13 protein-coding genes and 1 pseudogene are annotated in these 14,387 nt (G+C 44.4%); 5 read left to right on the forward strand and 9 right to left on the reverse strand.

The annotated features are described in order from the left end of the window. Positions 1-38 precede the first annotated feature (38 nt). The 4 genes from PF479_RS18540 to PF479_RS18555 form a co-directional block, all read right to left on the reverse strand. Complete coding sequence (locus PF479_RS18540; protein ID WP_298009905.1) at positions 39-905, reverse strand: carbohydrate ABC transporter permease; 867 nt, start codon at positions 903-905, stop codon at positions 39-41. 83 nt (positions 906-988) lie between these two features. Further along, complete coding sequence (locus PF479_RS18545; protein WP_298009909.1) at positions 989-1,864, reverse strand: carbohydrate ABC transporter permease; 876 nt, start codon at positions 1,862-1,864, stop codon at positions 989-991. A 57-nt stretch (positions 1,865-1,921) separates the two neighbouring features. Beyond that, on the reverse strand, positions 1,922-3,232 hold the full coding sequence (locus PF479_RS18550; RefSeq protein ID WP_298009911.1) for an extracellular solute-binding protein: 1,311 nt from the start codon (positions 3,230-3,232) through the stop codon (positions 1,922-1,924). Positions 3,233-3,340: 108 nt separating this feature from the next. After that, positions 3,341-4,483: a GntR family transcriptional regulator gene (locus PF479_RS18555; protein ID WP_298009913.1), complete on the reverse strand. Its 1,143-nt coding sequence runs from the start codon at positions 4,481-4,483 to the stop codon at positions 3,341-3,343. Positions 4,484-4,960: 477 nt separating this feature from the next. Between PF479_RS18555 and PF479_RS18560 the strand changes: the two genes are divergently transcribed. The 4 genes from PF479_RS18560 to PF479_RS18575 all read left to right on the forward strand — a co-directional run bounded on the left by PF479_RS18560 (position 4,961) and on the right by PF479_RS18575 (position 7,944). Further along, entirely contained in the window at positions 4,961-5,794 is an 834-nt protein-coding gene (locus PF479_RS18560) for a Cof-type HAD-IIB family hydrolase (RefSeq protein ID WP_298009916.1), read from the forward strand. A gap of 96 nt (positions 5,795-5,890) precedes the next feature. After that, positions 5,891-6,799 carry a PilZN3 domain-containing protein gene (locus PF479_RS18565; RefSeq protein WP_298009920.1) on the forward strand — a complete coding sequence of 303 codons (909 nt, stop codon included), beginning with the start codon at positions 5,891-5,893 and terminating at the stop codon, positions 6,797-6,799. A 294-nt stretch (positions 6,800-7,093) separates the two neighbouring features. After that, positions 7,094-7,522 (forward strand): Hsp20/alpha crystallin family protein, encoded by a 429-nt coding sequence (locus PF479_RS18570; protein WP_298009923.1) that lies wholly within the window; start codon positions 7,094-7,096, stop codon positions 7,520-7,522. A gap of 20 nt (positions 7,523-7,542) precedes the next feature. Continuing rightward, positions 7,543-7,944 (forward strand): Hsp20/alpha crystallin family protein, encoded by a 402-nt coding sequence (locus tag PF479_RS18575; RefSeq protein ID WP_298009926.1) that lies wholly within the window; start codon positions 7,543-7,545, stop codon positions 7,942-7,944. A gap of 106 nt (positions 7,945-8,050) precedes the next feature. On the opposite strand, the gene PF479_RS18580 is transcribed toward PF479_RS18575, so the two are convergent. From PF479_RS18580 to PF479_RS18600, 5 genes are all read right to left on the reverse strand, one after another. Beyond that, positions 8,051-9,469: a fucose isomerase gene (locus PF479_RS18580; RefSeq protein WP_298009929.1), complete on the reverse strand. Its 1,419-nt coding sequence runs from the start codon at positions 9,467-9,469 to the stop codon at positions 8,051-8,053. Then, positions 9,466-10,542: an ABC transporter permease gene (locus PF479_RS18585; protein WP_298009932.1), complete on the reverse strand. Its 1,077-nt coding sequence runs from the start codon at positions 10,540-10,542 to the stop codon at positions 9,466-9,468. The genes PF479_RS18580 and PF479_RS18585 overlap by 4 nt, the downstream gene beginning before the upstream one ends. Continuing rightward, entirely contained in the window at positions 10,539-12,110 is a 1,572-nt protein-coding gene (locus PF479_RS18590; RefSeq protein ID WP_298009936.1) for a sugar ABC transporter ATP-binding protein, read from the reverse strand. The genes PF479_RS18585 and PF479_RS18590 overlap by 4 nt, the downstream gene beginning before the upstream one ends. Before the next feature lies 1 nt (position 12,111). Then, positions 12,112-12,774: a DUF2291 family protein gene (locus PF479_RS18595; protein WP_298009939.1), complete on the reverse strand. Its 663-nt coding sequence runs from the start codon at positions 12,772-12,774 to the stop codon at positions 12,112-12,114. A 65-nt stretch (positions 12,775-12,839) separates the two neighbouring features. Next, a complete protein-coding gene (locus PF479_RS18600) occupies positions 12,840-13,793 on the reverse strand; it encodes a D-ribose ABC transporter substrate-binding protein (protein WP_298009941.1) in 954 nt (317 codons plus the stop codon). A 192-nt stretch (positions 13,794-13,985) separates the two neighbouring features. Between PF479_RS18600 and PF479_RS18605 the strand changes: the two are divergent. Continuing rightward, positions 13,986-14,387: pseudogene (locus tag PF479_RS18605) on the forward strand (transketolase); the annotation flags it as partial.

The following is a 14,387-nucleotide window of genomic DNA, read 5'->3' on the forward strand; positions in this document are numbered from 1 at the left end:
TTTTAATTTAAAGACATTCTGATGGATAAATTCTAAGACTATTTAATAGAACCCCCAAGAGAAAATCCATTGGACATAAATCTTTGTGACAAAATGTATAAGCCGGCAATGGGGAGGGTATAAAGCAGGGAAAAGGCCGCCAACTGTCCGAATTGAACCGTTCCATAGGCACCAAAGAACTGATAGATGGCCACAGAGGCCGGCATTTTCTCGACGGAACTGATCAGTATAAAGGGGACGAAAAAATTTCCCCAGCTCCCTGAAAACGTGAATATGAAAACAACAAGAAGTCCTGGCAAAATGGCTGGTAAAATAATGTGCCGGATCGTTTGAAGCGTGCTGGCGCCATCAATCCAGGCAGCCTCTTCCAGAGTGATAGGAACATCATCCAGAAAATTCTTCATCATCCAAATGCTGTAGGGCAATGCAGTGGAGACAAGAAACAGAGTGGTGGAGATCAGGGAATTGATTATTTTCAACTCAAAAAAAACCATGTAGACAGGAACCATAATGGCTGTGATAGGCAGGCCCGTCAGAAACAACAGACTGTACATAAGAGTCCCCTTCCCTTTGATATTATACCGGGACAAGGGATAGGAAGCCAGAATGGACAAAATGACAACCAGGGTCGCCTGAGAAAATGACAGGATAAAACTGTTGAGAAAAGATCGGTAGTTTGAACCATTGGTTAACACTTCTCTGTAATTATCCAGAGTGAATTTCTCGGGGATTCTGACTCTGAGAGGGGCATTCGCATCAAAAGAGGCAAAGACCAGCCAAAGCATCGGCCATATGAACAGGACCATAACAAATATAAGAGAGACATTGGCGCCCTTGTTCCGTAGAAGCCTTTTGATGTAAAAGGATCTTCGTTTAGTAGTGATTTCCGGGATTGATTGACCCATTTGATACTCCTGGGATTAAATTAAATGAAAAACAATATCCTTCCGGATCGTTGATTCAGGTTCTAAAACGAGACATAACAAGATTACATTTCATGCTTGAAGCTTTTCATATAGAGGGCACTCAGCAGTATTCCAAAGATGAGAAGAACGATGGCCATGGCAGTCCCATATCCCAGCTGATAGGAAATAAAAGATTTTTGATACATATAAATTGGAACTGTAGTTGTATCATAACCCGGCCCGCCGCCGGTCAGGGCAAAAATAAGGCCAAATAAACCAATGGTCTGTAAGGTAACCAGGATTGTATTTGTTACGATGGTTCCTTTTATGATTGGAAGTATGATCTTAAATAATAGCTGCCAGCTGTTGGCACCATCGAGCCATGCGGCTTCGATTGAATCATCCGGAACATTAGCCAGGGCAGACTGATACATCAGCATCGAAAAGGCTGTTCCTCTCCAGATATTGGCCAGGATGACAGCCAGCATCCCGTAATCAAACAACCAGGCAATAGGTTTGATACCGAAGACTCCCAACAGGTTATTCAGGGATCCGGTGGTATTGAAGAATGCAAAAAAAACAAAAGCAACTACGACTTCAGGGGTGACCCATCCAAGGAGAACGGAAGTGCCGACAAGGCGCTGCAGGGTTTTTCCCTGCTTCTCCATAAAACGGGCGATTGTAAATCCCAGTATCTGCTGTCCCAGGACAGCGGAAAAGAGCAAAAAGACGGCTGTATTGATTAAAGACTTGATGTACCGGGGATCCGAAAACATTTTGGTATAATTGCTCAAACCGACAAAACCAAAGTTTTGCGATTTTACACCGATAAGGGTTTTGTCTGTAAATGAATAAACAAGGGCCATTATAGAGGGCGCAAAATAAAACAATACGATGAGAATGAGGGCAGGTGATAAAAAACCGATTATATTTATATTTTGTATTATTTTTTTATCCAATTATATTCTCCATTCAAATCAGAAGCATTACACCCTGTAATGCTTCTGAAAATTAGTTTATTTTTCTATCCAGTTGCCTTCACCGGCAAGGTCTTTCACATTGACGGCATAGGATTCAGCAGCTTCATCAGCGCTCATTTTACCGGTGATGACAGCTTCGACAGCAGCCTGAATCTCAACTGAGATGCTGGGATACAGTTCCTTACCCGGACGGAAGTGGGTATATTCTGCAAAGGGTGTCATATCGGCTCTAAATTGGCCGCCTTCAATATAGGCTTTATCTGCAGCCACATCCCGTCGGGTCGTCATGTCTCCGGAAGTATTGACATAGAGAAGCATATTCTTTTTATTGCAGGCGATTTTCAGAAAGTCCATGGCCAGGTCTTTATTCTTTGACAGTGAAGAGATACCTAGAGTCCAACCACCACTCATAGAGGTAAATCCGTTGCCGAATTCCTGAGGCATAGCTGTGACGGCAATCGAATCTTCATAACCCTTAAAGTCTCCACCTTTCCAGTTACCATCCAAGACGATCCCGATTTCTTTGCCTTCGAGCATCTTTTTATTCAGGGCCTGCCAACCCTGGGCATCAAGCATGGTAGCCAGTTCATTGTTCGTATATACACCCATGTCATAGATAGCCTGGATAAATTTCAATGAGTGAGTGATTCCATCAGCCTTTGCAACCCATTTATCTCCGTCGATAATCCAGTCTTTCGTCCCGGATATCAGCATTTCAAATGTTTGCATTGTAGTCCCTTCACCCTGGGCCTTAGATCCATTCATCCAGATGGGGTAAGCGATCCCTGCATCATGAAGTTTTTGAACCGTAGTCAGAATATCCGACCAGTTTTTGGGAGCGAAGGGCAGGGGTATTCCCGCTTTTTTGAATACAGGGATGCTGTAGTAAAGACCGCGTGTGTCCGTGGAAAATGAAACAGCATAGGTACTGCCGTCAATCTTCATTCCCTCTTTGACATTTCCAGCAAACTGATCGTTATACTCGGCCCATTCATCAGTGGGAATTGCTGCCAGATAACCGGGTCCTACAAGAGCCGGAACCAGAAAGCTGTCCACGTGAACGATATCCAGAGAATCATCAGATTGTAAAATAAGAGCCGTCTTTGTGTTATAATCCGCTTCATTACTCAAGTTGGCAGATAGTTCTACTGAGACGTCAGGATATGTTGCCTCAAATTCTGCTTTCGCGGCGGTCATCCATTTTGTCATGGCTTCATTACCACCAGGTTCTTTGTAGGCAATCTTGACAGTTCTTTTTCCTGATTTTCCCTCATCAGACGATCCATTGGCAAACATCATTGTTGTTGCCAGCACCAGTAACAACGGGATAAAAAATTTTCTCTTCATATATCTCTCCTCTTTGATTAAGTATTCGAGTGATACATTATCACCGCATTGACCTATTGTCAAATACTTTAATACATTTAAGGATTTGTATGATACATATTGATTTTTCTATATAATTGATCTTACAGAATTGCCTTCGATCAGTTCTACAGGGAGTACAGACTTCTGGAGACGGCTCTCACCCTCTATGATCTCATTCAGCATATCCATGGCCAGAACACCCATTTCAGATTCATTCTGTCTGAGGTGTGTAAAATCATACTGACCCAGATAATCGGCAGGGCTGTCAAAACAGAGGATGGAAACGTCTTCGGGAACCCGAATTCCCAGCTCTTTCAAAACCAGATACGCCAGCAATGCCAGGTCATATTCGCAGGCAAAAAGTGCAGTGATCCCCTTCTCCCGGCTAAAATAGTCGAAAAGAATTTTCTTATCAATATCCACATAAGCAAGAGACCGGCTTTCCGGTCTGGTACTATGAAAATCTGTCAGGAAACGTGATTCGAGAATGGGAATATCCTGGGCATCAAAGGCCGCACGGGCTCCCTCCAGCCGATCTTCCAGAACCGAGGTGTTACGGACAGGAGAAGACAAATACAGAATATTGCGGTGCCCTTTGTTAATGAGAGAAGTAATACCCCGGTAGGATCCTTCCCGGTTGTCTGTTCCCACATATGAGGACTTCAACCCCCGTAACTCACGATCTACCAAAACAAAGGGAAACTCTTTGATGGATAATTCCATGATGACCGGATTGTAATACTCACCATGCTGAGGGAGGATGATCAGTCCATTCACTCCCAGGACGAGAAGATCCCGGATAGCCTTTTCCTCCAGCTTCTGATCGCCTTTTGTCAGTTTTATAACAAGGTAAAATCCGCATTTCTCCGCTTCTTTTTCAATCCCCGCCAGGATCTTCATTCCGAAACTGGATGAAAAATCAGGAAGTATAAAACCGATGACCCGCTGCCCTCCTGAAGCGAAGGATGAACCGGTTTTCAAAGAGACGGGCAACCCGGGACTCCCAGGGGAATCTCCATTGAGAGTCACCACGGTCCCCTTTCCCCGCTGGCGGGTAATAAAACCTTCTTCAACCAGAAGTTCCATGGCTTTGCGTATGGTGACCCTGCTGACCTTGAATTGCTTCGTCAGCTCCATCTCTGTTTCCAGAGTGGAACCATCCTGCAGTTCACCACTGTTGATTCTATTTAGAATATGTTTATATATCTTGTAATATTGAGGTTCTCTCATTATTTACCGCCTATTTGTACTTAACAATAATACATTTAGACCAAATAGTGCAATATCGAAGCCGTATAAAAGAGCTTTTTCGGCAGGCAGGTATTTTTCTGTATTTCTACGTATTAACACAGATAGGCATAGCTAATATTCTAGGTACTTCTCTCAATAATAACAAATATAGGAGCAAATTTCAAAATAGTAGTTTCAGCGCAAAAGGCTGCATAAATATGCACGTTTTCAGTTTCAAAGGTTCAGCCCAGGATCTGCCAGGGAGCGTATCCAGGAGGTGCTGTTAGAATCTGGTGAGCATGGGGTAGTTTCTCAGTTTAGCAAGCTGATGCAAAATAAATCAGACTCATAAATAACCCCATCCTGTTCACAGGGATTATATCAGATTGACAGAGTCACGGATTGTTCACTATGTTCCCCTTCAATGTCTCCTATTATGTATCATATAATAAGGGATATCGGGGAGATCACATCATCATGAACAAGATTAAACTCATAGCCTGCGACATGGACGGGACCCTCCTGGATGATGATAAACAGATCTCCCGGGAGAACATCGAGGCCATTGCCAAACTGAAGACCAGAGGAATCTATTTTGTCATTGCCACTGGCAGGCATGATTCCATGGTCAAGAGCTACCTGGATACACTGGGACTCGAAATGCCCGTCATCTCCTGTAATGGTGCCATGGTGAGAGAGCCCTTCTCCAACCATCTGTTTTCATCGATCCCCCTCCTTTCAGATCAGGTGCTGGTGATCATTCAAGCCTGTAAACTCCACCATGCGGACTACCATATTTATGCACGGGATGTCATATACGGAGAAACCCTGACCAGCCGGATGTTCTACTACAATGAACGAAATAAGACCCTGCCCGACCGGGACAAGATAAAGCTCTTAGTGTCTCGGGACTTCAAAAAATATGTGGCCGACAACACGGGGGAGCTCTACAAGGTATTGATCATTCCTCCAAGGCAGGAAGACTTTATAGCTATTCAGAAGGAGATCTTCAAATCAACCGGTCTCCACGCATTTCAATCGGATTCAGAACTTCTGGATGTATCCCAGAAAGGAATCACCAAGGCCCATGCCATTCAAGTCCTCTGCAATGAGCTAAACATTGACAGAAGTGAAACAGCAGCCATCGGCGATCAGCTGAATGACCTCGATATGATTGAGTATGCCGGAGTAGGCGTCGCCATGAAGAATGCAGTTCCCCGTGTAAAAGAAGCAGCCCAGATCATAACCGAAACTACGAACCATCAGAATGGAGTCGCCGAAGCCCTGGAACGCCTGATGGGACGTTCCTGAGGGGAGATTCCAGATCAGATGTTTTAATTATGATTCAATTGTTCTAAACCCGAAATACAACTTATACTGATATATGTAATCAAAACGGGGAATGATATGAACAACTACCAGATCAAACAGTATTCTGAACAATTCGCAGACAAGTCGATCACCATCAATCCCTATATCATGAAGAAACTGGGGATCATCAAGGCAAAGAGTCTTATTCGGATCAACGACTACCAGCTGGTGTGCGTACCCTATACCATATCCCTTTCTGACTGCCGGATTCTCCTGATCCTCAGCCCTAAGGAACAAAGCATCATCACCGAGGGGAGTAAAGGGAACATCATGCTTCACCTCGAATTCCATCACCCTAACCTGGATAAAGATATTCCCCTGTTTTTCAGGATCGCCATCAAAAGTTTCAAACAGCTGAATACCCGTCTGAACCAGTGCCTTCTGGAAGCCTCTCTTCTGACTGTCCCTCAGGATTACAGAGAGATCCTCCTGGAGTACTTCCTGAAGAATGAAGAAAATCTAACCATTTACAAAGATCCTGAGTTGAGTGAAAAAATTGTGACTGCAAAGCAGTTTGAGCCTCTCAAAATGAAGAAACAGGGATTCATCCGATTCAGCAACGACCTCAAGCTGCACTGCCGCATCATCACAACCAGCTTACAGAAAATTGTTCTCTTTATTGATACTGAGGAGTCAATTCTAAAGTCTCCTCCTGAAAAGATCATCCTCGAAATAATACTGGCAGGAGATCCCTTCTTTATAAATTCCTCTTTCCTGGATTACAGTGTATCCACAGAAGTAGAAGGATTTTTCATTGTCAGTCTGAAGTTAGAGTATTCTTCTATTCTGACGGAGGGATTAGCACCTCTTCTAAAAGGTGAGAAGATACCTCAGGAGGAAACAATTAAGGAAGAGAAACCCATTGATGAATCTTCCGTCAGGGATGAGGAAGCAGAAGAAAATAGTGATGCCGACGACGTCCTGGAGGAATCACCCGTTTCCTGATTGAATTTGTCTCTCTTTGACTCAGAACTACCCCTTCAAATATGGGTCATAAGCACCCATCGTGGTCATTATGACCCAGTTTCGTTAAATACTTGAGGCTTTGACTCAAAAAGACACAGTCCAGATACTTCTTACCCATTTACAGTCCTTAATATCGACAAACCACAAGACAAGCCCATCAATTAAAATTATTATTTTCTTTATACATATATATTTAAAAACTTAAAATAATAGTTGGCACGCCTTATGCATTATAGAGTATCAGAAACATAAAAATAATCTGGAGGTACAGATATGACAAATATGATCGTAAGAAACAGAGTACAGCTTAATCCCTGGAATGAAATGGATAGAATCTGGGATTCCCTGTACAAACCGGCTCAGGTCGCACCGCGCAAACCTGTTGTGAACATAGTGAACGAAGAAAACAAGGTGATCCTGACGGCAGAACTCCCCGGATTCGGTCCTGAAGACATCGACATCCAGGTGAAAGAAAACCTGTTGATCCTGCAGGCTCTGAAAAGAGTGGAAATAAAAGAGTCATCAGAAGAAGTCAAAGAAGAAAAAGAAGAAAAAGAAGTGGTTTTTGAAAAGAGTTTTGTCCTTCCTGAGGATCTGAGAAGAGAAAACTTTGTAGCACAGATGAAAAATGGTCTTTTGACCCTGGAATTGCCCCGGAGCGAAAAACCGGCTCCCCTGGCCATTAAAGTAATAAGTAAATGAAACAATTCGGAGGAAATGAAATGAACAATATAGTAGTACGAAGAAATCCTGCACCCGCTGTTAATGCCTGGAAAGGATTAAACAGAATGTTTAATGATGAGAACAGTGCCTTTGAGGCTGAACCCCGCAAACCCGTGGTCCATGTGGAAAACGAAGAGTCCCGGGTGGTCCTCACAGCAGAACTTCCCGGTTTCGGATCTGATGACCTGGATATACAAGTCAATGAAAACCTGCTGACCATCAAGGCTCTTAAGAAAGGCGATAAGAAGGAAGAAGAAATTGTCGTCTTTGAAAGAAGCTTTGTCCTTCCGGAAGACCTGAAAAGGGAAGACATCCAGGCCGAAATGAAGAATGGACTACTGACACTGGATCTTCCCCGCAAGGAGAAACCTGCTCCTCTGGCCATTAAGGTCAAAGGTTAAAAAAGCAGTTTATATAGATATCTAACGGTTTATACCGCTGGAGGAGCCGGGATTTTTCCCGGCTTTTTTTATTCCCTCAGCAACGGTACGACTCAACTGATTAGTTCTATTTAAAAGAAGAAAAATCCCAGTTCAGATACCTGACCAATGCTTCTTCTACAATGGAAAGCACGCTGCCCCGGACCATAGACACATGGTGCTCAAACCCATTTCGGCATATATGCTCCATCACATCATTCAATCCCGGAACCTTACAGACCGCAATGCCTCCATCCATCCCATAGGGTTCATTCACAAACTCACCCTCACCGGCATAGGCCTTCAGCACCCCCTTCGGATCATCCGATGAAACCCTGAAATAGGTCATCTCACCGGGGGCTACTTTTCCTTTGATGGCTCCAAAGCACTTTTCGCGCCCCAAAGTCTCTCCCAGAATATCCAGCTGTGATATTTCAATGGGATTTCCCATAAAACTGGCTGGATAATTGCTGCAATGAGTACAGACACAGATATCCCGGTCATAGTCAAAATTGTTATTCCAGTCCAGAAATCCCGGTGCCTCTTCGGCAGCCAGACGGAGGATCAACATCGAAAGGGCTCCGGCCACATCCATTTCACAGGCCGAAGGGCATCCGATTTCACCCATCATACTCATGGAAAGACATGTGGCGCATCCATAATTGCTCTGAATGCTGTCCCAGCACTGAATGGCCGTAGCATCCAGCTTGTTCTCTTCTACAAACCGATCTATCACGACAGACAGCTTGGCCTGCTTCATGACATCCGAGCCTTTTATCCGATCAGGAACGGTACCATAACCATAGATTTTTTCAATCTTAGCCTTCACTCCCTTATCATCCTCTCCCAGATCAACCGCAGCGGCAATGATCTCAGAGAGGTCTACGGGCACCACGGTAATGCCTGATTTCTGCATGATCTTCTCACTGAAACGGACCGTCTGAAAGGCAGCGGGTCTTGCCCCGATGGCACCGATACGGGCCCCTCGGACACCCTTGACAACTCGGCAGACCCCAGCAAACCTATCTAAATCGGCACTGAACTCATCCGACTTGATATCACTGGTATGGGTGCTCGTATTGGTAAAGGGAATCCCGTACTGATAGAGGTTATTGCACACCGAGATTTTACCGCAGAAGGCATCCCGTCTGTGCAGAACATCCACCTTATCATTCTGGTCATTAGAAGCCTGGACGAGTACCGGGACCTTCAGATCGGCCGACTGGATTGAATTGACAACGCCTATTTCATCGCCGAAATTCGGCAAAATTACCACGATCCCATCAATGATATCCCGGTTTTTCCTGAAAAGAGCCGCACACTTTTCCCCATCCGGATATCCTTCAACCACACCGGTGGGAGTGTCTGTGGTCTCAAGAATGACGGCATCAATTCCCTTTTTCTTCAGCACAGCCATGATATCGGTTCTGCCCGCAGCAGCTAGTTTCGGACTGAAAAACCCTCTTGTTCCCACAATGACGCCAAAAGCCATTTTTTTTCTGTTCATGCAGCATCTTCCTTTCTTGTTTTTCTATCTTTCAATTCGGTTGACCGGGCATTCATTTTCTGCTGCATCTGGTCAAAGACAACCGCAGCAATGATAACAAATCCCTTGATGACATTCTGCCAGAACTCTGAGACCCCCAGCATAACCAGTCCATCACTGAGGACACCGATCACAAAGGCACCGATGATGGTTCCTCCTACGGTTCCAATTCCTCCGGAAAGAGACGTCCCCCCCAGTACAGCGGCGGCAATGGCGTTCATCTCATAACTTTCACCCGTAGCCGGATGGGAAGCCACAAGCTGGCTGGCAATGATCAATCCTACCAGAGCAGAACAGAATCCGGAAAACATATACACAATCGTTGTGATCTTGCCAACCTGTACACCAGAGAGCTCTGCGGCTCTTCTATTCCCGCCAATGGCATAGATATGCCGCCCCAGGGGTGTCTTTTTGGCTATGTATACGGTGGCAAGGAGAAGGATAATCATAATCCAGATGGAGAGGGGGATTCCAAGGACATGGCCTACTCCAAGAATAGGGAATCCTGTATTCCCCAGTTCGACTTCCCCCTGGAGATTCGGAAAAGTTGCCCCTCCGGATCGAATATTTGCAAAACCTCTTGCAATGTACATGACCCCTAAGGTTCCGATAAAGGGGGCCACATTCATTCTGGTTATCAAGATCCCGTTGACTCCACCCAGCAGGACACCCAGAATAAGACATATGATCAGAATCACCCAGATATGGAAGAAGATTGTTATGCCAAAGATATTGAGAATAAGTCCTTCATGGATCAGCCCACCCGCTATCATTCCTGTCAGTCCGACAATGGAGCCGACAGAAAGATCGATACCACCGGTTATAATAACAAAAGTCATTCCTATAGCCATAATCCCTGTAATGGCAACATGCTTGGCAATGGTTACAAGGTTCAGGGGATGCAGAAAATTGATACCCTTATCCGCCTGCAGGAGTATGGTAAAAACGATCGTCAACAGTACCAGTGCAATGACTGTCCTCAGTTTGAGGAGAAGCATCGCAATTGAAATATCATTTTTTAGAATTGTATTCATATGATTTCCTTTTTCAAACGCTGAGAGGTAGTTATATGACCGATGGCGGAAGCATTTACCAGGTTTTCCTCGGTCATTTCTTTATCACTGAATTCTCCGGTGATTCGGCCCTTTGAAAGAACAATGACCCTGTCGCAGATAGCCAGAAGCTCTTTAATCTCTGAAGTAACGAGGATGATACCCAGGCCTTTTTCTGCAAGATCATTCATGATATTAAAGATTTCTCCCTTGGCCCCTACATCGATACCCCTTGTCGGTTCATCCAATAGAAGCACTTTCGGGTTCGTCAGCAGGCTCTTACCAAAGACAACCTTCTGTTGATTCCCTCCGCTGAGGGATGTAATAAGGACTTCCGGACCGGGAGCCTTGATGGACAGGTTCGCAAACATGGCGCTTACATTTTCCACTTCGGCTTTCCGGCCGATGTGAAATTTGTTCTGAACAATGCGCCATAAACCGGCCAAAGTCAGGTTATGAGAGACAGTCATGGATTGTATCAGGCCTTCCCTCTGGCGATCTTCAGGGACAAGGGCAATGCCCTTGTGAATAAGATCTTTTATATTCGGCTCACCCAAAAGTTCATCCACTAGAGTGATCCTGCCTGTGGCGAATTCATGCAGCCCCATAATGGATTCCAAAAATTCCGAGCGCCCTGCACCCAGCAGTCCATATATCCCGAGGACTTCACCCTGCCTCAGTTCCAGGGAGACATGATTCAAAACAGGCTCTTCCAGAGCTCCCTGAAGAAAAAAATCTTCTACCTTTAATAGAACATCCCCTATGGACCGGGTTCCCGAATGAAAGATTTTGCTGGTATCTCCACCCACCATAGAACTGACAATCCATTGAAGATTAACTTCATCCATGGGCTTCTCTGTAATCAGGTTCCCATCTCTAAGAACCGTAATAAAGTCACCGATCTGAATGAGTTCCTCCAGACGGTGTGAAATATAAATGATGGAAACACCATTATTCTTTAATTCATCAATGATCTGGAATAGTACATCTACTTCTGATTTTGAAAGAGCAGAAGTCGGTTCATCCATGATCAAAATGGAAACATCTTCTACCAGGGCCTTTGCGATCTCAACGATCTGCTGCTGCCCGACTTTCAGACTCTGAACAAGGCTGCGGGGGTCAATCTCCTGTTCCAGCTTGTTCAGAATTTCCGATGCTCTTCTCTCCTGCTCTTTATGGTCGATCCATCCGGGTCGGGACTCAATTTCCCGCCCTAAAAAAATATTCTCGGCGACACTCAGATTCGGAAAAAGATTGAGTTCCTGGTAAATGATTCCGATGCCCTGTTGTGCAGCAGTTTTCGGTGTCAGATGGGAGAACTCCATACCGTTGCAGTGGATGATTCCACTGGAGGGGTGCTCGACACCGGACAAAATTTTCATCAGTGTAGATTTGCCGGCACCATTTTCACCGACCATAACATTGACCTTTCCACGGTACACATTAAAATTAACACCATTAAGGGCCATCGTACCGGGATAGACTTTTCTTATCTTTTCAGCACGGAGAATAATCTCTAAATCATTCTCCCTGCTCTGATTATTTTCCATTTTACTCTCCAGGATGAATGATCAATATGACTGGAGTAATGATGATGCTGCCGGTACCATCCAGTATAAAAACACCGAAAAACTCGGCTGAACTATTCTCTGGAACATCATCTCCCAGAGTACTCACAACATGATCCCTTATATAAAAATTGATCTCTCTCGAAATATTGGCAAACTCTATTTGATTGGCAAAATCTCCAAAATTAATAAAGGACAGAGCATCCCTGACGGCACTTTTCTTAATGACCGGTCCAATCTGAATCTGACAGTATTCATTCCCTCTCAGGTCAGGTGTATCGAGGGCGAGAAGTCCTGCAGCGGACTCTTGATTGATGCTTTTTATCGGGATATTACCTTTTACAATAAAACTGAAGGGTGAGCTCTCTTCTTTCCTGATACCGTGCTTTTCGATTGTCTCATCCTGATCCCGCCTGAGCGAGACCATAAGGAAGTTCAGATCCACAGCATTCTCCTTGATTTCGGGAACAATCCGGGCATCCCAGCATTCTTTAATAAAGCTGGCGGCATCAAAGTCTTCGCTTTCAAAATAGAAGGTGACACCCCCCTCTTCCTTTTGGTCATCGTCATGACGCACGACGGTACAGGAAAAAAGCAAAGGGAACAAACAGAGACTGATTAAGATTTTAGATAATTTTTTCAGCATAGTAACTCCAGCCATGATTGCCCTGGCAGTTCCTGCCAGAGCAATATTTCTTCTATTTTTTAATTTTAGTTAGACAGGACGAAGTTGTCGAGTTTTTTAGCATTGGAACTATCGATCAGAACACAGTCAGTCAGCTGTTTTTCTGATTTTCCTGTGCTTCCGTTCTTGACGTACATGTCTGCCTGTTCAACTGCCATGATGGCATTGGTAGCACAGGTCTGAAGAACTGTAGCCTTGATCTCACCATTGATGATGGAATCTCTTACATCGTTGCTTCCATCAAATCCGACAACAAAGACCTGTCCCATACCAGCAGCATTCAGAGCAGCCATGGCTCCCATAGCCATAGTATCATTACCGCAAATAACACCTTTGATGTCAGGATTTGCCTGGAGAATAGATTCCATCTTCTCAAACGCCTCTGTCTGGCTCCAGTTTGCACTCTGACGGGCTACCATTTTCAGATTAGGATACTGGTCAATGATTTCATGATACCCTTTGGAACGGATGCCTGCATTCGTATCAGACTCTTTTCCAACCAGCTCAACGTACTTTCCAGTTTCTCCCATCAGTTCGACAAATTTTTCTCCACCGAGAAGGGCGCCCTGATAGTTGTTGGAAACAATCTGGCTGACTGCCAGTCCGGTTTCATTGATTTCTCTATCAATCAGAAAGGTGGGGATTCCGGCTTTTTTTGCTTTTTTAATAGCACCAATTGTGGCATCTGCCCCGGCATTATCACAGATGATAGCAACGGCACTACTGGCAATAGCTGTATCAAAATGCTGATCCTGTTTGTTGGCATCATCATCATGAGAAAGAACCAATGTTGTGTAACCCAGTTTCTTGGCGGCATCATCGGCTGCAACAGCCTCTGTTTTAAAGAATGGATTGTCATGGGAAGGAGTGATTATGACTATCAACTTGCTTCCGCTTCTTGAACCTTCCTGCTGACCACCAGCAAAAACACTAAATGTCACCATCACTACCATGAATAATACGGCAATTTTCTTGACCATTATGGCCTCCTTAATTTACATTTACTTACGGTTTTATCATAGAAACAGTGAGTTGTCAATTTTATTTGCTATTAAACCTTCGTATGGTTTCATTATTCACCATTAAGCTTTCGTTTGTTTTCGTACAATATTGACAATTGGAAACATCAATGATATGTTTTCATAATTACAAATTAGAAGGATCCAATTGTGATGAAAAATCCATTTAGCTTGAATGCTTTAGAGATTATTGAGAAAGCCAGGAACATCCGGAAAAGTATAATTTCGATGAATTCCAATGCAGGTGCGGGCCATACCGGTGCCGACCTTTCAGAAGCAGATATTCTCGCCAGTATATATTTTAATATCCTGTCTTATGACCTTAATTCTCTGTCCCATCCCGATAGAGACAGATTTATTCTCAGCAAGGGCCATGGAGTCGGCGGGTATTACTGCACATTGGCGGAAGCCGGAATCATCGAGAGAAAACTTCTGGATCTCTATTTGAAAAAAGACTCCCCCCTCCCCGGCCATCCAGTCCGCCAGAAAACCCCGGGAATTGAGTTCAACACGGGAGCCCTAGGTCACGGATTTCCAGTCTCTGTGGGTCTGGCA

The organism is Oceanispirochaeta sp. (assembly GCF_027859075.1).
In the GTDB taxonomy this organism is placed as follows: domain Bacteria; phylum Spirochaetota; class Spirochaetia; order DSM-2461; family DSM-2461; genus Oceanispirochaeta.